This is a genomic window from Pseudonocardia hierapolitana, from assembly GCF_007994075.1.
Taxonomy (GTDB): domain Bacteria; phylum Actinomycetota; class Actinomycetes; order Mycobacteriales; family Pseudonocardiaceae; genus Pseudonocardia; species Pseudonocardia hierapolitana.
The window spans coordinates 543,534-564,856 of sequence record NZ_VIWU01000001.1 but is presented as its reverse complement, the minus strand read 5'-3'; the positions used below and the strand labels follow the sequence as shown (position 1 = coordinate 564,856).

The following is a 21,323-nucleotide window of genomic DNA, read 5'->3' as shown; positions in this document are numbered from 1 at the left end:
GAGGGGTGCCAACGGTGCACGCACCGGACCCCGACCGGCAACCCGGCTCACCCGTCCTGGCTCCGGACCGCGCGGAGCCGGGCTGCGAAGCGCTCGGGGTCCTCGACGAACCCGATGTGGTCGCCGGGGAACATGATCGGCTCGACGTCCAGCGCGGCGGCGAGGGCGCGAGAGGCCCGGTCGCAGTGCTGGCCTGCCGACTCCTCGCCGATCCCGATGACGACCCGGGGTGCCGCCGCGTGCAGCGCCTCGAGGTCGGGCTGCCAGTGGACGGTGCCGCGCAGCTCGTGGGTGAACCAGCGGTGCTCATCGGCGACGACCTGAGGGTCGCGCTCTCCGCCGAACATCTGCCCGAGCACGCCGTCGGGCAGCACGATGTTCGCCTGGTCCATGAACTTCGCCCATGCCCCGAGGGTGTCGCCCGTCAGGTAGGTCGCGATGATGTCCTCGGTCTGCGCGGCGAGCTGCTCGCGGTTCGCCAGCAGCGCGAAGGACGGCGGCTCGTGCGCGATGCTCGTCCGCACGAGCTCCGGGTGGGACTGGACGAGGGCGAGCGCGGTCACCGCGCCGCCGCTCGACCCGAACACCGTGGCCGGCCCGGCGTCGAGGTGCACGATGAGCCGGGCGAGGTCGTCCGCGCGCAGATCCGGGGTCGAATCCTGGTCGGGGTCGTCGAGCGGGCTGCGGTGGATGCCGCGCGGATCGGTGGTGACCACGGTGTGGTCGGCGGCGAGCTGGTCGGCGAGCGGCGCGAACGCCGCCGCGTCCATCGGCGCGCCTGCGAGCACCACGAGCGGGCCGGAGCCGCGCACCTCGTAGTGCAGGCGCGCGCCCGGGACGGTGAGGGTCGAGACGGTGGCGATCGTCGCGTGCGACAACGCGTCCTCCTGGAGGCTGGTGGGAACCGGTCAGGAGGGGAGTCGCACGCCGCAGGCCGGAATCATCGCCACTCGCCGGACGGATGTGCGCAGCAGGCGGCTCACCCGGCCGGCGGGGCCGGTAGCTGCCGCAGCACCGCCACGGCCACCGCGTCGATCACCGTGTGCAGGCGGGCCTTGGCATCGGCCCGGTTGACCGGCAGCCGGGATGCGGTGGCCTTGTACGCGCGCAGGATCCGGAGCACCGTCCACGCCTGCTCCGCGGTCGCCGCGCCGTCACCGGCCTCGGTGAGCGCCGTCAGCCTGGCGAGCTCCGCGCCGAGGTGGAGGCTCATCGCGCCGCTGACCTGCGCCGCGATCTCCGCGGGAAGCGTCGCCAGTGCCCCGGCCCTCTGCTCGCTCCAGAACCGGTCCAGGCTCACGCCGGCGGCCGGGAGCGGCAGGGTGGGGATCGTGGCCCGCAGCGCGGCGGCCTTCGTGGCGAGCGGGCCCGGCCACCGCGCGAGCTGCTCGGCGACGATCTCCTGGAGCAGGTCGGCGAGGTGAACGACCTCCTGGCGGTCGAACTCCCGCAGCGCGGCGCCCGCCGTGCGGGCCTGCTGAGCGGCCCCGATCAGGTCGTCGGCGGCCGCCTCCAGCGCAGCCGGATCGGGTGCCGTCGCGGTGGCCGTGGTGTCGAACGCGATGGCGGCGGCGGTCAAGGCCCTGACGGTCCGCCCGCTGAGCGCGGCCGCATACGTGGGCCGCAGCGCGATCGCGGCGAGCAGGGGCCCCCACATGCGGGCGTCGCGCTCGGACGTGAGCCGCTTCTGGTCCTCGCGCATCTCCGCGAGCCGTCGCCGCAGGCCCGCCATCGGATCACCGGGCGGCGCGAGCTCGCCGAGCAGGACCTCGCCGGCCTCCAGCCCGAGCTCGATCGCCACCATCCGCACGGCGCGGGCGACGCGGACCTGCTCCGGGCTCCCGGCGGGGAAGAGCAGCCGATCGGGATCGCCGGGATCGGTGGCCCTGTCCATCCGCCGCACGACGCCTTCGATGGCATCCTGCGCCTCGCGCGCCGGGTCCACATAGCGCCGTGCGTCCGTGGACCCGGTGGCGAGCATCGCGCTCCACCGGTCGAGCGCCGTGATCAGCGCCGGGTCGAGCGGTCCGAGCACGTCCAGCAGGCGGCGATGGCGCCGCTCGCCGGAGAGGTCCTCGTCCGACCTCGGTGCGTACTGGCGGAGCTGCTCACGCATGTCGACGTACAGCGTCGAGAGCCGGGCGCGGAACAGGCGGGCGGCGAGCCGGTCGGGGGTGCCGTCGTCGAGCATGACGAGGGCGTGCGCTGCGGCGCGCAGGGCCTCGCGTGCCCGGTGGCCGGCCACCTCCTGAGCCGTGGCGTTCGGCAGGGGCGGCCGCTCGTCGAGCAGCACCGCGCCGCGCCGGTCAGGGAGTGGTGCGGCTCCGATCCGGACACCGCTGCCGATCTTCGCGGCGGTCGGGGCGGATCGGAGCGTGATGCGCTCGGGCGCGGCCGATGGCCTGCTCGTCTGCGATCCGCGACTCGGGACATCTCGGTCGGAACCGGTGGACGCGCCGGGTGGCTCCCACCCGACCCGCGTTCCGGGCGGGACGATCACTGCGCCCGTGCCGGTGTCGGGTGCCATGACGAACCGCGCAGCGGGGATTCCGCCGGAGCGTGAACGGAACGCGCGTCGTCGTACACGGGCCCTCCCCGGAGTACGCGATGTCGCGCGGGTGGGAACGCACAGAGGCAACGACCGGAGTCTATGACCGCGCGGTGGCGGAGATATGGCCTGGAAGGGTGAGCACCCGCCCGCAATCCAGCGAACACCAAGCTGGGTGCTACCCCAATCGGGGTTGCCGGACGGGACCGGTCGCGGTCAACGGCCTTCGCGGAACTGCTGCGCGCTTCAATGACGGGCATGAAGGCATACGGCTTCACCCGGTACGGCGGCCCCGAGCACGAGTCCTACCTCGACCTCCCGGTGCCCGAGCCCGGGCCGGGAGAGCTCCTCGTGCGCGTCGCGGCGGCTGGGGTGAACCCGGCCGACTGGAAGGTGCGCGCCGGACTGAGGCGCACCGACCTGCCCCTCGAACCGCCCGTGGCGCTCGGCCGCGAGGTCGCCGGCACCGTGGAGCGCGTCGGGGGAGGGGTCGAGGGGTTCGCGCCCGGCGACGAGGTCTTCGGCGGCACGGTCGGCTCGGCCGGCGGGTGGGCGGAGTTCGCGCGGGTGCCGGCGTCCTTCGCCGCGCTCCGCCCGTCCGAGGTCGCCGTCACCGACGCGGCGGTCCTGCCCGTCGCCGCGGCCACGGCGTACGACGCGCTGGTGCAGCTGGCGCTCCCGCCGGGCGCGACGCTGCTCGTGATCGGCGCGGGCGGCGGGGTGGGGCTGGCGGCGGTGCAGCTCGCCGTGGCCGGCGGGGTCGAGGTGGTGGGCATCGCGAGCCGGGGCAAGCACGACCTGCTGGCCGCGATGGGTGCCACCGCGCTCGCGCCTGGCTCGGAGGTGCGCGGCACCGTCGACGCGGTGCTCGACCTCGTCGGTGGCGAGGCGCTGCGCAGCGCCCTCTCCGGGCTCGGCGGGAACCCTCCGGTGATCGTCTCGGCGGCCGACCACGCGGGCGTCGCGGCGCTCGGCGGGCAGCCCGTGGCACGGGTCCGCAGCGGCGAGCGGCTCGCCGCCGTTGCGCGCCTGGTCGCCGAGGGGGCGCTCGACCCGCGTGTCACCGACGTACGGCCGTTCGACGAGGCCGCGAGCGCCCTGGCCGTCGTAGAGGGCGGGCATGCACTGGGGAAGATCGTCCTGCGCATCCCGTAGAAGTCACTACCCTCGGTCGATGGCGCTGCGTGAATACCTCGTGGGCGAGGTCGCCGAGGACTTCGCGGACGGTGTGCTGAGCCGGCGAGAAGCCCTGCGCAGGCTGGGGCTGCTCGGGCTCGGGGCCGCGGCGGCGGGCGCGGTGCTGTCCGCCTGCGCCGCCGAACCCGCCGCGCCGCCCCCGAGCGCGCCGCCGCCGCCCGCCGACCCGCCCGGACGGGCGCAGAGCGTCGGCCCGGGACAGGAGATCCGGTTCGCCGGGCCTGCCGGTGAGCTGATCGGGGCCTGGGCGGCCCCCGCCGGTGCCCGTCCGCACGGTGCACTGCTGGTCGTCCACGAGAACCGCGGCCTGACCGAGCACTTCCGGGACCTGGTCGGCAGGCTGGCCGGGGCCGGCTACGGCGCGCTGTGCGTCGACATGCTCTCGGCCCAGGGCGGCACGGCCGCGTTGACCGATCCGGCGCAGGCGCCGACCGCGCTGGCGGACACGCCGGGGGACGCGCTTCTCGCCGACCTGCGCGCGGGCATCGACGAGCTGGGGCGCCGCGTACCCGGCGCGAAGGTCGGCATGGTCGGGTTCTGCTTCGGCGGCGGGATGACCTGGCAGCTGCTTCAGGCCGGGGAGCCCCGGCTGACCGCCGCCGTCCCGTTCTACGGGCCGGTGCCCGAGCAGCCGGACTTCAGCCGGGTCACCGCGGCCGTCCTCGCGATGTTCGCCGGGCTGGACGACCGGGTGAACGCCGGCCGGGAGCGCGCCGAGGCGGCGATGCGGGCCGCCGGGGTGACGCACTGGATACGCACCTTCGAAGGCGCCGACCACGCGTTCTTCAACGACACCGGCCCCCGGTACGACGCGGACGCGGCCGAGCAGGCCTGGACCGAGATGCTGGACTGGTTCGAGCGCCACCTGGCCTGACCGGCCTTGTGTGAAGTACCCACGGGGTCTGTGAAGTGGGCCGGTGGGGTCGCGGGTCCCGGTTGACCGGCCTCGGCTACAGTGCGGGGAAGTCCTCAGACAAGTAGAGGTGTTCGCACGTGGTCGCCCAGCTCCAGCGGCATCCGCTCGCGGCGCAGGTCGCCGAAGCGTTGCTCCAACGCATCCGGGCGGGGGAGTGGCCACTGGGGCACCGGCTCCCCGGCGAGACCACGTTGGCCGCGCGGCTGGGCGTGGGACGCTCCACGCTGCGCGAGGCGATCCGCGAGCTCGCCGGCAAGGGCGTGCTGGACAGCCGCCAGGGCGCGGGCGTGTTCGTCACGGCGTTGGACGTCGTCGAGGACTGGGACGCGGTCCTGCGCCGCGCCGACGTCGCCGCCGTGATCGAGGCGCGCATCGCCATCGAGGCGGAGGCGGCAGGGCTGGCGGCAGGCCGGCGCACGCCCGCGGACGTCCGGGGGCTGCGCCGCGCGCTCGTCGCCCGCGCGCCCGCTGGGCGGTCCGTGGACGATCACGTCGACGCCGACATGGCATTCCACCGCGCCGTGATCGTGGCGGCGCACAACGAGGTGCTGGTGGAGCTGTTCGACGCGTTCGTACCGCGGGTGCGCACGGCCATGGTCCACATGCTGCGGGCGCGCCCCCTGGCCTCCGAGGAGGCCGACCACGGCGCTCATGCGGAGCTCGTCGACGCGATCGCGCGGCGGGACGTGCCGGCGGCGGCCGCGGCGAGCCGCACCCACCTCACCGCGTTGAAGGAGGCGCTCGCATGAGGACGCCGGTCCTCGAACTGGAGGACGTGACGTTCCGCCGTGCCGGCACGCAGATCCTGCACGGCGTGTCGTTCACGGTCGGCTCGGGCGAGCACTGGGCGCTCCTCGGACCCAACGGCGCAGGCAAGAGCACCGTCCTCGGGTTCTGCGGAGCCGTCACCCACCCGACCACCGGCGTCGTGCGCGTCCTCGGCCGGCAGCTGGGGCGCGTCGAGCTGCAGGCACTGCGCCGCAGCATCGGGCACGTGAACCCGCGGCACCCGCTGCGCTCCCCGCTCACCGTGCTGGAGGTCGTGCTCACCGGGCTCACCGGCAGCATCGAAGTGCCCCCGCGCTGGACGCCCGACGCCGCCCAGCTCGCCATGGCGCACGACCTGCTGGCCGCGTTCGGGCTCGCCGGGAAGGCGGAGGACCGCTGGCCCACGCTCTCGCAGGGGGAGCGGGGCCGGGTCCTCATCGCCCGCGCCCTGATCCCCGGGCCCCGGTTGCTGCTGCTGGACGAGCCGTCCACCGGGCTGGACGTCGCCGCGCGCGAGCAGCTGCTCGAGGCGATCGACGGGTTGGACACCACCCATCCCGGCACGGCGTCGGTGCTGGTCACCCACCACCTGGAGGAGCTGCCGACCACCACCACCCACGCCCTGCTGCTCGCCGACGGGCGAGTGGTCGCGGCCGGCCCGGTGGGCGAGGTGGTGACGAGCCGCAACGTCAGCGCGGCCTTCGCCCACCCCATCGACGTCGAGCGCCGCGACGGGCGGTGGAGCGCCCGAGCCCGCCGCCTGTCCTCCCTCTCCGCGGCAGGCAGCTGACCGCGCAGGCCCCTCACATCCGCGTGCCGCGCCCCGGGTGCGCGCGAGTCGTGCTCTCGGTGCGGGGGAGGGCCTCGCCCGCAGGCCTGCGGAGCCGGTGTCGTGGCGGCTTGGGCACCACCAGGTCGAGCGGGGGCACCGGGTAGTCCGAGGCAGGCTCCACCATCGCCGGGCCCTCCACCTTGCGGTCCGGCACCAGGAACGCCACCAGCAGCACCACCGCCAGCGCGATCCCCAATCCGATCAGCAACGCCGACACCTGACCACCGCTGGTCCGCCAGGTCCGGATCGCGAAGATCGCCAGGATCCACAGCAGGCTGCCCGGCACCAGGACCTTCCAACCCAGCCGCATGAACTGGTCGTAGCGCAACCGCGGCAACGTGCCCCGCAACCAGATGAACACGAACAGGAACACGAACGTCTTGATCAGGAACGCCACGAACTGCAACCAGCCGCTGGAGTTGAGGAACGACAGCGGCCACGGCCACATCCCGCCACCCAGGAACAGGGTGGTGGCCATCGCCGACACCGTCACCATGTTCACGTACTCGGCCAGGAAGAACAGCGCGAACTTCAGCGACGAGTACTCGGTGTGGAACCCGCCCACCAGCTCCGACTCCGCCTCCGGCAGGTCGAACGGCGCCCGGTTGGTCTCCCCCACCATCGAGATCACGAACGCCACGAAACTCGGCGCCAGCAACAGCAGGTACCAGCCGCTTGCCTGCGAGGCCACGATGTCCGCCGTGGACAGCGACCCCGCGTACAGGATCACCCCCACGATCGACAGGCCGAGCGCGATCTCGTAGGAGATCACCTGCGCCGCCGAGCGCAGCGCCGCCAGCAGCGGGTACGGCGACCCGGACGCCCAGCCGCCCAGCACGATCCCGTACACCCCGATCGAGGAGCAGGCCAGCACCACCAGCACCCCGACCGGAAGGTCGACCAGCTGCAGCACCGTCGGCTCGCCGAAGATCGACACCTCGCCGCCGAACGGGATCACGGAGAACGCCACGAACGCCGGGATCGTCGAGATGACCGGGGCGATGAAGTACACCCGCTTGTCGGCCATCAACGGCATGATGTCTTCCTTCAGCGCCAGCTTGAGGGCGTCGGCCAGGGACTGCAGCCAGCCGCCCGGCCCCGTGCGGTTCGGCCCGGGGCGCTGCTGCATGCGGCCCACCACCTTGCGCTCCCACACGATCATGAACATCGTCAGGAGCAGGCCGAGCACGAACAGGGCGCCGACCTTGAGCAGGATCAGCCACAGCGGGTCGTCGGCGAGGAGTTGCTGGACGCGGGTCATGCGCGGGTGGCCCGGTCGAAGAGGGCGACGAGCTCGCCCGTGTAGCCGTCGACGTCGAGGTCGGGGTCGGTCGCGACGAGGGTGGCCAGGCCGTCGAGGGCCTGGCGGAGCGTGACCGCCATGACCCGCGGGTCGAACTCCCGGAACTCCCCGCGGGCCTGCCCCTCCCGGAGGATCTGGGAGACCACCTCGAACTCCGGCTCGTGGGCCTCCATCCCGAACCGCTGGGTGCCGTCGGGGCGGCGGAAGTTGGCCCAGACGTCCCGCACCGCGACCACGTGCCGGCGGTACTCGGCGTAGAAGCGGGCGCTGCCCCGGATGAACCCGCGCAGCTTGGCCGACGGCGTCGGCTCGGCGAGCACGAACGGCGCGATGTACTGCCCGGCCGTTCTGAACACCTCGTCGACGACGGCCTGCATGAGGTCGTCCTTCCCGGCGAAGTGGTACGAGATCAGCCGGGTGCTCGACAACCCGGCCCGCTCGGCGATCCGGGCGAAGGACGCCTGGTTCAGGCCGAGCTCGGCAACCGTCTCGATCGCGGCGTCGACGATCTGGGCCCGCCGTGCCGTGGCGGTGACGGTCCGCTCGCCGGTGCGCTTTACTCGCATGAGTAAACATTACCTCGAACGAGTAAGACGCCCTCGCGAGTGGTTGGCCGTCTCGCCGCGCGGGGTCAGTCGGAGGGCCCTCTCCGTGTGGGCACCCAGCCCAGCGAGGACGCGGGGCACTCGAACATGTCGTCGAAACGGCAGTCGCAGCGGTGGCATGCGCCCGCGAGCTTGGCGGGGTCGGTGCCCAACCGGAGGGTGATCTCTACGAAGGTGCAGCAGTGTGCGTGGTCGCCGCGGATCGTGATGGAGCGACCCGTGGACTCGCCGCACGAGCAGGGGTGCACCTGCGAGCTGTCCTGAACGGGGGTCATTGACGGAGTTTGGGCTGCTCACAGGCCTTGTGCCAGGTGACGACGGATCGCCTCACCTGCACGGGGAACCTCGCTCCACGGCCTGAGCAAGGGATTTTCCGTGGCGGACGCAGCGGAGCGGGCGGAAAGTCTGGCCGATCGGGTGACCCCGGACGCCGTTCTCTGACTAGAGTCAGAGAATGGATGCGGCCATGGTGGCGCAGGTGCGCCGGTTCAACCGCACGGTCACCCAGCGCGTCGGCGCGCTCCAGGAGGAGTTCCTCGGACGCGGGCGGCCGCTCGGGGCAGCGCGCGTGCTCTGGGAGATCGGGCCGGAGGGTCGGGACGTGCGGACGTTGCGCGCCCAGCTCGGCCTCGACTCGGGCTACCTCAGCCGGCTGCTGCGCTCGCTGGAGGCCGACGCCCTGATCACCATCGAGGCCGACCCGTCCGACCGGCGCGTGCGGCTGGCGCGGCTCACCCCGGAGGGCGTCGCCGAGCGGGAGGCCCTCGACCGGCGCAGCGACGATGTGGCCGCCGCGCTGCTCGCACCGCTCGCACCGGCACAGCGCGACCGCCTGGCCGCCGCGATGGCCGACGTCGAGCGGCTGCTGCGCGCCGGCATGATCGAGATCGCGGTCGCCGATCCCGCGCATCCGGACGCGCGGCACTGCCTGCGCGCGTACTTCGCCGAGCTCGACCGACGGTTCGACGCCGGCTTCGACGTGGAGCAGAGCAACCCGGCGCCCGATGGGGGGCTGCGGCCGCCCGCGGGGATCCTGCTCGTGGCGCGGCTCGGCGCCGAGCCGGTGGGCTGCGGGGCGCTGAAGTTCGGGGCCGATGGGGTGTGCGAGGTCAAGCGCATGTGGGTGTCGTCGGGCGTGCGCGGGACGGGTCTCGGCCGTCGTCTCCTCGGCGAGCTCGAGACGCGTGCCGCCGAGGCCGGCGCCCGCGTCCTGCGCCTCGAGACGAACCGCACGCTCGTGGAGGCGATCGCCCTCTACCGCTCCGCCGGCTACACCGAGGTCCCGGCGTTCAACGAGGAGTCCTACGCCCACCACTGGTTCGAGAAGCGGCTCGCGCCCCGGGGCGCGGAAGGTGGTGCGTGACCGCGCTGTCTCCGTGCACGCACCCGCTCTCCGCTCGCGCTACCCGTCGACGGGTGGCGCCGACCGCGAGGAGACGCGTGGGCCGGGACGGGGTGCGCGGGCGACGCAGGCTGCAGCGGTGATCAGTCGTCGACCGCCCGGGTCTCCCAGAGGATCCGGCCGGTCGCGCCCGACTGACCGAACTGCGGGTTGGGTGCGGCGGCCGTGAACGTCGCCACCTGGCCGGGATGGACGTCGAGAGGGTGGTTCGCGACGATCTTGCCGTCGGCGGACACCTCGAGGCGGCCCCGTGCGGGCGCCGTGCCGGAGTTGGTCACCGTGACGGTGACGTTGCACGTCTGCGCGGTGCAGAGCGGGTCGGGCTGGAGCTGGATCCCGACGTTCGGGCGTTCCTGCAGCACCTGGGCCAGCGTCTTCGGCGCCGCTTCCTGCCGCACCCGGGCGGCCGCGCCGGCCACCGCGGCGATCTCCTCGTCGGTCGGCCGGACGACCGGCACCGGGGGCGTCTGCGGGTTCGGCGCGACGTCGACGGCGAGCAGCGGGTGGGCATCCTCGCTGCCCACGACGACCCGCCGGACGCCGTCGAAGAGCACGATCCCGGCTCGCCCCTCCACGAGCTGCTGCTCCAGCGCCTGCCACCGCCCGGGCTCCTCCCCGCGTACGAATGCGGAGAGCGCGGGGCCGCTCAGGCGCAGGACGGGGTCGATCTCCTGGGTCTCGGTGAGCGGTTCGGCCACCCAGGCGCCTGCGAGGTCGTCGGCCCGTGTGGGGTGGTGGTAGAGCCACCATTCCTTGTTGGCGCGGATCAGCGCGCCCGCCTCGTCCCAGAGGAGCTCGGCGGTGGCCCGGCCGCCGTCGCGCGACAGCGTGCCCGATGCTCCGTCGGCCGTGACGGTCAGGTCGAACCGGATCTCACCGCCGTCGTTCGCGGCGACGGCGCCCTGGTAGCGGGCACCGGGCCAGCTGCCGGCATCGGTGGCGGCGGAGGTGGCGAGGTCGGCGGGGTTCGTGCGGGCGACCGAGAACACCAGCGCGATGCCGGCGGCCACGGCCACGAGCACCCCGACGACGGTCAGCGGCCAGGCCCGCCGCTTCGCAGGCCTGGTGGTGGCGCTCGAGCCCAACACCGAGGTCAGGGCCGTGGCATGGCCACGGCCCTTCGGCGTGGGCAGCGGCCACGACTGCGAGTTCCCACGCCTGCGGTCGTCCGAGGGGACCGACCAGGAATCCGTGGGGGGCGGCTCCTTGTCGAAGGCCCAGGCATCCGTGCCGGGCGGAGGCGAGGGCGGGGGTCCGGCGGCCGGGGCCGGGGTGACCTGGGGCGGTGCCGCGGCGGGCGCGCTGATCTGCGGCATGGGGCCGGTGGCGTCGGCGGGGTGCATCTGCGCCCCTGCCTGCGTCGCGGGGAGGCCCGCCCCATGAGGGCCGACCGTGGTCGCAGGAGCCGGTGCCTGTGGGGCGGCGGGCGGCGGAGCGACCGCGGCGAAGAGACCGGTCGACGGTTCCGGTGCGGTCGGCGCCGCAGGGGCGCGGGGCGGGCCGGCCGGTGTGAAGAGGTCGGCCGACGGGAGGGGGACCGGATCGGTGCCGGTGCCGGACGATGGCGTGGCCGGTGTGAAGAGATCGGTCGGCGGGGCCGGGACGGGCTGGACCGGCACACCGGGTGCGGGCGGGGTGATCTCGCCCGGCGGGGGTGTGTCGGTGGGGCCGGCGCTCGCGTGAGGAGGCGGGGTGGCGCCCTGGAAGCGCGGGACGGCGTCCGCGACTGCCGGCCGGCCGGGAGGAGGCGGCCCGGCGGTCGGCGGGGCCGGGGCGGGCTGGACCGGCAGACCGGGTGCGGGCGGGGTGATCTCACCGGGCGGGTGTGTGTCGGTGGGGCCGGTGCTGGCGGGAGGGGGCGGGGTGACCGCCGGGGTGGCGCCCCGGACGGGCGGGACGGCGTCCGCGACGGGCAGCCGGCCGGAAGGAGGCGACCCGCTGGCCGGCGGGGGTGGGGCGGGCACAGCCGGATGGGGGCCGGTGTCGGCGGCGGGGTGCAGGCCGTTCGCGGGTTCGAAGAGGCCGGCCGGGGGCGTGCTCGGCTCCGGCCCGGTGGGGCTCGCGTCGAAGAGCGCGGCTCCCGCCGGTGGCGGGGTGCTGTCCGGCGGCGTGGCGCCGTTCGGGGCGGCGCTGTTCGGGGCGGCACCGTCCGGGACCGCGGGGAGCGGCCCGGTCGCGAACCAGGGCGGTGCGGGCGTGGTCGGGCCGGCGGGTGCGACCACCGGCTGGGCCGCGGTGTCGTCGCCTGCGCCGAACCAGGGAGCATCCTGCGGGGTGGGCAGCGGGCCGGTGGGGTCGGCAGGCGCCTGCACGGGCAGCGGTCCGGTGGCGTCGGCCGGGCCGACGGCACGCGATGAACCGCCGGTGACGTCTCCGGCACTCCCGGTGACGTCGACGGGTGCGGGGCTCTGGCCGGTGCTCGTGTCCGCGCCGGTTGCGTCCATCCTGGTCCCTCCCCCCGTCGGCCACGTCCCGATCACATCCGTGAGCGGACGACGGACGGCTCGGTGGCAGCTCGCCCAGTACCGTGTGCGCCGGATCACGCCCGTCGCGCAGGCGTGCCCGCCCCAGCTTCGCACGCCCCCCGGCGGGCCCCTCGCGCACCCGTGGATCAGGGGTCGGGCAGGGTCACCGTCTGGTGCACCGGGCAGTTGTCCGTGAAGATCAGCGCGACGTTGTCGCCGGTCCGCTCGACCCCTCGCCCGAAGTTGTTCTTCTCGGGGTCGCAGAGGCAGCCGACGCGCAAGGCGTCGAGATGGCCGGGGGCGAGGATCTTCCCGTCCGCCCGCAACGGCACCCGGTACGCCTTCGTCTCGTCGATCTGGATCATCACGGACGACGGGGGCTCCTCGTGGCGGGCGGCGGGGTCCTCGACGAGCCTCGCCAGCTCGTCGTCCACCCCCATGGCGACGGGCCTGCGGACGGTCGGGCCGTCGTCGCGGTGCGGGTGGCCCTGCACCAGCGCGACCGAGGCGCTCGTGTCGACCGTCACCTCCTTCGTGACGATCGAGAAGGCGTCCCGGCCGCGGCAGATGTGGACGTGCACCTGCGAGTCCAGGCCCTCGGGAAGCTCGGCGGCAGCGGCGGTGAGCAGCTCGATGAGTTCGCCGATCTTCACGTCTCACTCCTCGAAGGGTCGGTGCACCATGGGGACGCCCGGGCGGTAGGCGAGGTGGCGGTGGCTCGGCGCGTTCAGGACGGTCAGATCGGCGCGCGCCCCGACGCCCAGGTGGCCCACGTCGGTGCGGCGCAGCGCGGCGGCGGCCCCGGCCGTGGCCGCTCGCACGGCCTCGGCGGGCGTCATCCGCATCTCCCGCACCGCGAGCGCGATGCACAGCGGCATGGACGAGGAGAAGCAGGTTCCCGGGTTGCAGTCGGTGGCGAGCGCGACCGTGACGCCCGCGTCGAGCAGGCGCCGCGCGTCGGGGTAGGGCTGGCGGGTGGAGAACTCGACGCCCGGCAGCAGGGTGGCGACGGTGTCGCTTCCGGCGAGCGCGTCGATGTCGGCGTCGGTCAGGAACGTGCAGTGGTCGACGCTCGCGGCACCCAGCTCCACCGCGAGCCGCACGCCCGGACCGGGCGCGAGCTGGTTGCCGTGCACGCGAAGGCCGAGCCCGGCGCCCCGGCCCGCCTCCAGCACCGCGCGGCTCGCGTCGCCGTCGAAGGCGTGGGGCGACGCAGGCTCGCAGAACACGTCGATCCAGCGGGCGTGCGGGGCGCAGGCCGTGAGCATCGGGCCGGTGACGAGCGCGACGTAGTCGTCGGTGCGGCCCCGGTACTCGGGCGGCACGACGTGGGCGCCGAGGAACGTCGTCTCCTCGGTGACCTCGCGGGCGAGCCGCAGGCTGCGCTCCTCGTCGGCGACCGAGAGCCCGTAGCCGCTCTTGATCTCGACGGTCGTGGTGCCCTGCGCCCGCAGCTCGGCCATCAGCGTGGCCAGCCGGGCGCGTAGCGCGTCCTCGCCCGCGTCGCGGGTGGCCGCGACGGTGGAGGCGATCCCGCCGCCGTCGTAGGGCACCCCGGACATGCGCGCCTCGAACTCCGCCGACCGCTCACCGGCGAACACCAGGTGCGTGTGGCTGTCGACGAAACCGGGGAGCACCGCGCGCCCCCCGACGTCGGTCCGGGCGTCGGCGGCCGGCGCGGCAGAGGCGGGCCCGACCCAGGCCACCCGACCGTCCTCGACCACGAGCGCGGCGTCCGGGAGCAGCCCGAGCGGGCCGTCGCCGCACCCGGGGTGGTTGGTGACCAGCTCGCCGATGCCGGTGACGAGGTGGGCGATCATGCGTCCTCCCAGAGCGGGGCGATCGCGTCGGCGAGGAGGCGGGCCACGTCGCCGACGACGTGGTGGCCGTCCTCGACGACGACCCGGCCGTCGACCACCACGGTGTGCACGTCCTCTGCCCCGGCCACGAGCACCGCCTGGGCGGGATCGATGCCGGCGGTGCGGGGTCGGTCGAGCGCGACCGCCACCAGGTCGGCGCGGGCGCCGACGGTGATCCGGCCGGCCTCGGGCCAGCCGAGGGCTGCGTGCCCGTCGACGGTGAGCGCGTCGACGAGCGCCGCCGGTGGGAGCCGGCCGCGCTCGCCGGTGGTGAGCCGCTCCGAGTACTCCGCGAGCCGGGCCTCGGCGAGCAGGTCGGCCTGCACGTGCTGGTCGCTGCCCAGTGCGATCGGGCACCCGACCTCCCGCAGCGCGCGGAACGGGCCGTGACCGTCGGCGAGGTCGGCCTCGGTGCTCGGGCAGGCGCAGACGGTGGCGCGGACGCCACCGAGCAGCGCGATGTCGTCGTTCGTGACGTGGGTGGCGTGCACGGCCGTGGTCACCGGGCCGAGGGCGCCGTGCTCGGCGAGCAGGGCGGCCGGGGTGCGGCCGTGGTGGGCGAGGCAGGCGGCGTTCTCGGCGGGCTGCTCGGAGAGGTGGACGTGCAGCGGGCGTCCGGGGACGACCACGCGGGGGAGTTGTTCGGCGGGGACGGCGCGCACGGAGTGGATGGCGGCACCGACCCGCAGCGCCGGGCCCTCGGTGAGGTCGGCGACGCGGGCCCCCCACGCGTCGGCGTCCCCGTCGGAGAAGCGCAGTTGCACGTCGTCGAGCGGGGTGTGGCCGCTCCCGTCGAGACCGCCTGCGAGGTAGCAGGTGTCGAGCAGCGTGAGCCGGACGCCCGCGTCGGCCGCGGCCTGCACGAGCGCCGCACCCATCGCGTTCGGGTCGGCGTACCGGACACCGCCGGGGCCGTGGTGCAGGTAGTGGAACTCCCCGACGCACGTGACGCCGCCCAGCGCCAGCTCGGCGTAGGTGGCGCGGGCGAGCGCGAGATAGCTGTCCGGGTCGAGGCGGGCGGCGACGGAGTACATCCGCTCGCGCCAGGTCCAGAACGTGCCGCCGCGGTCGTGCGTGCGGCCGCGCAGGGCCCGGTGGAACGCGTGACCGTGGGCGTCGGCGAAGCCGGGCAGCACGAGCCCGGCGAGCCGCATGTCTCCCGGCGCCGGCGCCTCCTCGCGCACGTCGGTGATCCGAGCGCCGTCCACGACCACCCGCACTCCTGCCCGCGGCCGGCCCTCGATCCAGGCGAGTTCGCACCAGAAGTCGCTCACCGGCGCCCCCGGCGGTTCAGGAAAGCCACATTGCTGTCCTGCAAGGCCCTGAATGTGGCTTTCCTGAACTTCGGGCCCGGTCCCGGATCGCCTCGCATCGCAGCACAGCCACCTTCATGCCGGCTCGTTGCTGGAAGGTCGCTCTGCTGCGACTCCCTCGGTCATGGGGACGCGCAGGCCGTGCGTCTCCGCGGTCTGCGCCGCGAGCTCGTAGCCGGCGTCCACGTGGCGCAGAACGCCAGTTGCGGGGTCGTTGGTCAGGACGCGTTCGATCTTGGCTGCCGCGAGGTCGGTGCCGTCGGCCACCGTGACCTGCCCGGCGTGGATGGAGCGGCCGATGCCCACCCCGCCGCCGTGGTGGATCGACACCCAGCTCGCCCCGGACGCCGTGCTGACCAGCGCGTTGAGCAATGGCCAGTCGGCGATGGCGTCGGAGCCGTCGGCCATGCCCTCGGTCTCGCGGTAGGGGGAGGCCACCGAGCCGGTGTCGAGGTGGTCGCGGCCGATCACGATCGGCGCGCTGATCGTGCCCTCCGCGACCAGCTCGTTGAAACGCAGCCCGGCCCGGTCCCGCTCGCCCTGCCCGAGCCAGCAGATCCGCGCCGGCAGGCCCTGGAACGCCACGCGTTCGCGGGCAGCACGGATCCAGCGCTGCAGCCGGTCGTGGTCGGGGAAGAGCTCGAGCACGGCGTCGTCGGTGGCGGCGATGTCGGCGGGATCCCCGGACAGGGCGGCCCAGCGGAAGGGGCCCTTGCCCTGGCAGAACAGCGGCCGGATGTAGGCGGGCACGAAACCGGGGAACGCGAACGCGCGGTCGTAGCCTCCCTTGCGGGCCTCGTCGCGCAGCGAGTTGCCGTAGTCGAACACCTCGGCGCCGGCGTCGAGGAACCCGACCATCGCCTCGACGTGCCGGGCCATCGACTCGCGCGCCCGGTCGGTGAACTCCTCGGGCTTCTTCGCGGCGTAGTCGTCCCAGTCGCCGAGGTCGATGCCGTCGGGCAGGTAGGAGAGCGGGTCGTGGGCCGCGGTCTGGTCCGTGACGATGTCGACCTCGACGCCGCGGCGCAGCAGTTCTGGCAGCACCCGCGCGCAGTTGCCGACCAGCCCCACCGACAGTGCCCGCCGCTCGGACCGAGCCGTCGTGCAACGGGCGACGGCGTCGTCCAGGTCGGTGGCGAGCTCGTCGAGGTAGCGGTGCTCGACGCGCCGCCGCAGGCGGGCCGGGTCGACGTCCACCACCAGGCACACGCCGCCGTTGAGCGTGACCGCGAGGGGCTGCGCGCCGCCCATGCCGCCACAGCCGCCGGTGACGGTCAGCGTGCCGGAGAGGGTGCCGCCGAACCGCTTCTCCGCAACGGCGGCGAACGTCTCGTAGGTGCCTTGCAGGATGCCCTGGGTGCCGATGTAGATCCACGATCCCGCGGTCATCTGGCCGTACATGGTGAGCCCGAGCCGTTCGAGGCGGCGGAACTCCGGCCAGGTCGCCCAGTCGCCGACGAGGTTCGAGTTGGCGATCAGCACCCGTGGTGCCCACTCGTGCGTGCGCAGCACCCCGACCGGGCGGCCGGACTGGACGAGCATCGTCTCGTCGTCGGCGAGCGTGGTGAGCGTGCGGACCATGGCGTCGAACGAGGCCCAGTCGCGGGCCGCGCGCCCCGTACCGCCGTAGACGACGAGGTCGTCGGGTCGCTCGGCCACCTCCGGGTCGAGGTTGTTGCAGAGCATCCGCAGCGGGGCCTCGGTCTGCCATGACCGGGCCGTCAGCGTCGTGCCGCGCGCCGCGCGGACCGGACGAGCACCCTCCACGACAACTCCCTCTCGTCGGTGACTACCCGACGAGACTGCCGTTCCTCGGCCGGGAACGCGAGGACCTGATCCGGGCGACGAGCGCCGGGCCGGCCAGGAGCAGCACCGCGAGCGCGAGGACGACGATGCAGATCGGCCTGGTGAAGACGATCAGCAGGTTGCCGTCACCGATCGAGCTGGTCTGGACGAGGGCCTTCTCGAACAGCGGCCCGAGCACCAGGCCCAGCACGAGCGGGGCGGTGGGGAAGCCCAGTCGCTTCATCGCGTAGCCGATCAGGCCGAACACGAGCACGACCCACACGCTGAACGTGTTGTTGGAGATCGCGTACGCCCCGAGCAGGCTCGTGAACAGGATCAGCGGGTAGAGGTAGCCGTAGGGCACGCGCAGCAGCTGCGCGAACACCGGGGCGAGCGGCAGGTTGAGCACCAGCAGGATGAGGTTGCCGATGAAGAACGACGCGAGCAGCCCCCAGACCAGCTCCGGCTGCTGCTCGAACAGCAGCGGCCCCGGCTGGATGCCGTAGATCGTGAACGCGCCCAGCAGCACGGCCGTGGTGGCGCCGCCGGGCACACCCAAGGTGAGCGTCGGCACGAAGTTGGCGTTCGCCGCGGCGTTGTTGGCGCTCTCCGGCGCGGCGACGCCCTCGATCGCGCCGTGGCCGAACTCGTCCTTGTGCTTCGAGACCCTCTTCTCGATCCCGTACGCCATGAACGACGCGAGCGTGGAGCCCGCTCCGGGCAGGCAGCCGAACAGGAACCCGAGGCCGCTGCCCCGCAGGATCGACCCGCCGGAGCGCCGCAGGTCGTCGCGGCTGATCAGCAGCTCCCGGAAGCGCGCCCGGATCGGCGCCGCGGCGCCCTCGCGGATCTGGTGCAGCACCTCGCCCACGGCGAAGAGACCGATCATCACCTCGACGAACGGGATGCCGGACAGCAGGTCCACCGAGCCGAACGTGTAGCGGGCCACCCCGCTGCCGGTGTCCACGCCCACCATCGCGATCACCAGCCCGAGCACCGCCATCGTCGCGCCGAGCACCCGGTCCTCGCCGGAGAAGCTGACGATCGTGGCGAGCCCGAGCACCATCACGGCCAGCATCTCCGGCGGCCCGAAGCGCAGAGCGAAGTCGGCGAACGGGGGAGCGAGCGCCATCAGCAGCGCGAGCGAGATGATCGCCGCGACGAACGAACCGATCGCCGAGATCGACAGCGCGGCGCCGGCCCGTCCCCGCCGGGCCATCTGGTAGCCGTCGATGGTCGTGACGACGGTGGCGGCCTCACCCGGTGTCGAGATGAGGACCGAGGTGATGGTGCCGCCGTACTGGGCGCCGTAGTAGATCCCGGCGAGCATGATCAGCGCGGAGACCGGCTCGAGCCCGAGGGTCAGCGGCAGCAGGATCGCGACGCCGGTGGTCGAGCCGAGACCGGGCAGTACGCCGATCACCGTGCCCAGCAGCACGCCGACGAAGCACCACAGCAGGTTCTCGACGGTCAGGGCCGTCTCGAAGCCGAGCAGCAGGTTGTCGAGCACGGCTCACCACCCCAGCAGGTCGCCGACCGCGCCCGTCGGCAGCGGGACGTCGAGGAACTCGCCGAAGACGCCGTGACCCGCGGCCACGGCCACCACCGCGACGAGCAGCGCCACCAGCGGGGGCCGCCGCTCGACGAACGCGGAGACGACGAACACGAGCAGGCCGAGGGCAGCCAGGAAGCCGAGCAGGGGGACCAGCAGCACCGCGATCGGGACCACGCCGACCACCGTCCACAGCTGCCGGACGCGCTGCGCCTCGGTGCGCCCGAACGCGTCCACCCCGGACTCCGGTTCCGGCGGTTCGCTCGCGCGGGGGCGCCGCAGCCGGACGAGCAGCTGCCCGGCCGACAGCAACAGGAGCAGCAGGCCCGTGACCATCGGGAGCAGGCCGGGGCCGACGCGCCCCTCCTCGCCGAGGATCCCGTAGCCGAACGAGGTGCCGAACACCGCCGCCCCCAGGAGCGCGAGCACCCCGAACCCGACGGCCTGCGCGCGCGGGCCCGCGGTCTCCGTCGCGGGAACGCTCACGACTTCAGCGCCTCCTCCAGCAGCGCCCGGTTCTCGTTCAGGTACGCGACGAACTCGTCGGCGGGCGCGGTGATCGGCTGCAGGTAGCTCTCCTCGACGTAGGACCGGTACTCCTCGGTCTCGAGCGCGCGCCGCAGCGTCTCGACCCAGTAGGTGCGCTGCTCCTCGGTGATCCCGCCCGGGGCGAGCACCCCGCGGAACTGCGCGAACGACACCGGGATGCCCTGCTCGGTGGCTGTCGGGATGCCCTGCAGCTCGCCGTAGTCGTAGCGCTGCTCCGCGAACGCGCACACCGCCCGCAGGTCGCCGGACTCGAGCTGCCCGATCACCTCGCCCGGGTTGAGCGAGGCGATGTCGATCTGCTCGCCGAGCAGTGCGGCGATGAGCTCCCCGCCGGACTCGAAGGCCACCCGGTCGAACTGCACGCCGGTCTCGTTCTCGGTGAGGCTCAGGACGATGTTGTCGAGCCCGGTCGTCCCGCTGATCCCGGCCACGACGCGCTGGCCGCGGGCGGCCTCCACCACGTCGGGGCAGGTCTGGTACGGCGCATCGACCGGTACCACGAGGAGCGTGAAGTCCTCCGCGATCTTCATGATCGGGGTGAAGTCCTCGTACGTGAACTCGACGTCGCCGCTCGCCGGCAGGGCCAGCAGCGCGGTCTCGGTGGCGAGCAGCGTCTCCGCATCGCCATTGCGGCCCAGGAAGTGCGAGTAGCCGACGGCGCCCGACCCGCCCTCCCGGTTCTCGACGGAGACGCCGACGTCCGGTGCGGCGGCCTCGATCGCCGCGGCGAGCGCGCGGCCGGCCCGGTCGCTGCCGCCGCCCGCGGCGAACGGCACGATCATCGTGACGTCGCCGTCGGGCTGCCAGCCACCGGCCGGCACGTCCCCGCCGCCGTCCCCACCGGAGCACCCGGCGAGCGCGAGCGCGCCGGCGACCGCGATCGCCAGCGGGATCCTGGTGCGTGCTCGGTCCCTCATGCCGGGTCCTCCCTCTCGCTCGTGCCGGACGGGTCGGGCGGTGCGTCGCCGAGGGCGGCGGTGCCCTGGGCGGCGAGCTGGTGGATCTCGCTGTCCGAGTAGCCGACGGCCCGCAGCGCGTCGGTCGTGCCCTCGCCCAGCAGCGGACCTGCGGCGTCGCGGACCGCCGGGGTGCGCGAGAAGCGCATCGGCGAGCCGAGCTGGCGGACCGGCCCGAGGACGGGGTGCGGGGCGTCCCAGAAGTAGCCGCGCCGGTGCAGGTGGTCGTCGGTGAACACCTCGGCGTAGTCGGCGATGGGGGCGCAGGGCACCCCGGCCTCGTCGAGGGCGCGCACCAGGTCGGCGCTCGTCCAGCCCCGGGTGACGTCCTCGATCTCGGCGATCAGCGCCCCCCGGTGCGCGTGCCGGGTGAACGCGTCGGCGTAGCGCGGGTCGGCCCGCAGCGCGCCGAGGCCGAGCACCTCGCACAGCCCTTCCCAGGTCTTCGGGGTGACGGCGCCGAGGGTGACGTGCCCGTCGACGGTGCGGACGGCCTGGTAGGGCGCGGTGCTCTGGTGCGCCGACCCCATCGGCCGGCCCACCTCGCCGGTGGCGAAGTACTTGCCGGCCTCCCAGACGGCGAAGGAGACGCCCGCCTCGTACAGCGACACGTCGACGTACTGGCCCTGCCCGGTGCGGTCGCGCTCGCGCAGCGCGGCGGTGACGGCGAGCGCGACGTACAGCGCGCAGACCAGGTCGCAGATCGGGACGCCGATCTTCGTCGGCTCCCCGTCGGGGGTGCCGGTGATGCTCATCAGGCCGCCGCGGGCCTGCGCCATGATGTCCAGCCCGGGCAGCGCCGCGAGCGGACCGTCCTGGCCCCACCCCGACGCCGAGGCGTAGACCAGGCGCGGCGCGATCGCCCGGACGCTGTCGTAGTCGAGCCGGAGCTTGCGCATCGCGCCGGGCCGCAGGTTCTCCACGAGCACGTCGGCCGAGGCGGCCAGGCGCAGCACCGCCTCCCGCCCGGCGTCGGACTTCAGGTCGAGCGCCACCGAGCGCTTGTTGCGGTTGAGCCGGGCGAACGGCGAGCTGTGGCCTTCGACGAACGGGCCCGTCGCGCGGACCGGGTCGCCCGAGCCGGGCAGCTCGATCTTGAGCACGGTGGCTCCGAGGTCGGCGAGCTGCATCGTCGCGAACGGCGCCGCCATGAACGCGCCGATCTCCAGCACGGTGATGCCGGTGAGCGGGGGCGTGGGGGCCCGGTCCAGCACGCTGCGCCTCCGGTGTCTTGGCGGCAATGGCAAGTTGAACTATTGTCTACAGAAGTTCG

At 74.1% G+C, this 21,323-nt stretch carries 18 protein-coding genes; 5 read left to right on the top strand and 13 right to left on the bottom strand.

Annotated features, from left to right (window positions below; all coding sequences use genetic code 11):
* Positions 1–47: 47 nt before the first annotated feature.
* A complete protein-coding gene (locus tag FHX44_RS02750) occupies positions 48–878 on the bottom strand; it encodes an alpha/beta fold hydrolase (protein ID WP_147254010.1) in 831 nt (276 codons plus the stop codon).
* A 101-nt stretch (positions 879–979) separates the two neighbouring features.
* Complete coding sequence (locus FHX44_RS02745; protein WP_147254009.1) at positions 980–2,527, bottom strand: hypothetical protein; 1,548 nt, start codon at positions 2,525–2,527, stop codon at positions 980–982.
* 279 nt (positions 2,528–2,806) lie between these two features.
* On the opposite strand from FHX44_RS02745, the gene FHX44_RS02740 reads away from it, so the two are divergent.
* From FHX44_RS02740 to FHX44_RS02725, 4 genes are all read left to right on the top strand, one after another.
* Entirely contained in the window at positions 2,807–3,703 is an 897-nt protein-coding gene (locus tag FHX44_RS02740; protein ID WP_147254008.1) for an NADP-dependent oxidoreductase, read from the top strand.
* 19 nt (positions 3,704–3,722) lie between these two features.
* Positions 3,723–4,619, top strand: a complete 897-nt coding sequence (locus FHX44_RS02735; RefSeq protein WP_147254007.1) for a dienelactone hydrolase family protein — start codon at positions 3,723–3,725, stop codon at positions 4,617–4,619.
* Between the two features lie 119 nt (positions 4,620–4,738).
* On the top strand, positions 4,739–5,410 hold the full coding sequence (locus FHX44_RS02730) for a FadR/GntR family transcriptional regulator (RefSeq protein ID WP_147254006.1): 672 nt from the start codon (positions 4,739–4,741) through the stop codon (positions 5,408–5,410).
* The gene (locus FHX44_RS02725) at positions 5,407–6,219 is read left to right on the top strand and encodes an ABC transporter ATP-binding protein (RefSeq protein ID WP_147254005.1); all 813 of its coding nucleotides are present in this window, start codon (positions 5,407–5,409) and stop codon (positions 6,217–6,219) included. Before FHX44_RS02730 ends, FHX44_RS02725 begins: the two co-directional genes overlap by 4 nt.
* A 13-nt stretch (positions 6,220–6,232) precedes the next feature.
* Here FHX44_RS02725 and nuoH read toward each other — a convergent pair whose 3' ends face one another.
* Complete coding sequence (gene nuoH, locus FHX44_RS02720; protein WP_147254004.1) at positions 6,233–7,522, bottom strand: NADH-quinone oxidoreductase subunit NuoH; 1,290 nt, start codon at positions 7,520–7,522, stop codon at positions 6,233–6,235.
* Positions 7,519–8,130, bottom strand: a complete 612-nt coding sequence (locus FHX44_RS02715) for a TetR/AcrR family transcriptional regulator (RefSeq protein WP_147254003.1) — start codon at positions 8,128–8,130, stop codon at positions 7,519–7,521. Before FHX44_RS02715 ends, nuoH begins: the two co-directional genes overlap by 4 nt.
* A gap of 493 nt (positions 8,131–8,623) precedes the next feature.
* Between FHX44_RS02715 and FHX44_RS02705 the strand changes: the two genes are divergently transcribed.
* Positions 8,624–9,532, top strand: coding sequence for a bifunctional helix-turn-helix transcriptional regulator/GNAT family N-acetyltransferase (locus FHX44_RS02705; protein ID WP_147254001.1), 909 nt, complete (start codon positions 8,624–8,626; stop codon positions 9,530–9,532).
* Positions 9,533–9,654: 122 nt separating this feature from the next.
* On the opposite strand, the gene FHX44_RS02700 is transcribed toward FHX44_RS02705, so the two are convergent.
* From FHX44_RS02700 to FHX44_RS02660, 9 genes are all read right to left on the bottom strand, one after another.
* The gene (locus FHX44_RS02700) at positions 9,655–12,015 is read right to left on the bottom strand and encodes a hypothetical protein (RefSeq protein WP_147254000.1); all 2,361 of its coding nucleotides are present in this window, start codon (positions 12,013–12,015) and stop codon (positions 9,655–9,657) included.
* Positions 12,016–12,182: 167 nt separating this feature from the next.
* Positions 12,183–12,689 carry a hypothetical protein gene (locus tag FHX44_RS02695; protein WP_147253999.1) on the bottom strand — a complete coding sequence of 169 codons (507 nt, stop codon included), beginning with the start codon at positions 12,687–12,689 and terminating at the stop codon, positions 12,183–12,185.
* A 3-nt stretch (positions 12,690–12,692) separates the two neighbouring features.
* Complete coding sequence (gene hutI, locus FHX44_RS02690) at positions 12,693–13,856, bottom strand: imidazolonepropionase (protein WP_147253998.1); 1,164 nt, start codon at positions 13,854–13,856, stop codon at positions 12,693–12,695.
* On the bottom strand, positions 13,853–15,169 hold the full coding sequence (locus FHX44_RS02685; RefSeq protein WP_147253997.1) for a formimidoylglutamate deiminase: 1,317 nt from the start codon (positions 15,167–15,169) through the stop codon (positions 13,853–13,855). The genes hutI and FHX44_RS02685 overlap by 4 nt, the downstream gene beginning before the upstream one ends.
* Positions 15,170–15,283: 114 nt before the next feature.
* On the bottom strand, positions 15,284–16,975 hold the full coding sequence (locus tag FHX44_RS02680; protein WP_147253996.1) for a urocanate hydratase: 1,692 nt from the start codon (positions 16,973–16,975) through the stop codon (positions 15,284–15,286).
* A 22-nt stretch (positions 16,976–16,997) separates the two neighbouring features.
* Positions 16,998–18,503 carry a tripartite tricarboxylate transporter permease gene (locus FHX44_RS02675; protein ID WP_147253995.1) on the bottom strand — a complete coding sequence of 502 codons (1,506 nt, stop codon included), beginning with the start codon at positions 18,501–18,503 and terminating at the stop codon, positions 16,998–17,000.
* Positions 18,504–18,506: 3 nt separating this feature from the next.
* A complete protein-coding gene (locus tag FHX44_RS02670; RefSeq protein ID WP_147253994.1) occupies positions 18,507–19,031 on the bottom strand; it encodes a tripartite tricarboxylate transporter TctB family protein in 525 nt (174 codons plus the stop codon).
* On the bottom strand, positions 19,028–20,011 hold the full coding sequence (locus FHX44_RS02665; RefSeq protein ID WP_147253993.1) for a tripartite tricarboxylate transporter substrate binding protein: 984 nt from the start codon (positions 20,009–20,011) through the stop codon (positions 19,028–19,030). Before FHX44_RS02665 ends, FHX44_RS02670 begins: the two co-directional genes overlap by 4 nt.
* Positions 20,008–21,264, bottom strand: coding sequence for a CaiB/BaiF CoA transferase family protein (locus FHX44_RS02660; protein WP_246170173.1), 1,257 nt, complete (start codon positions 21,262–21,264; stop codon positions 20,008–20,010). Before FHX44_RS02660 ends, FHX44_RS02665 begins: the two co-directional genes overlap by 4 nt.
* Positions 21,265–21,323: the final 59 nt, after the last annotated feature.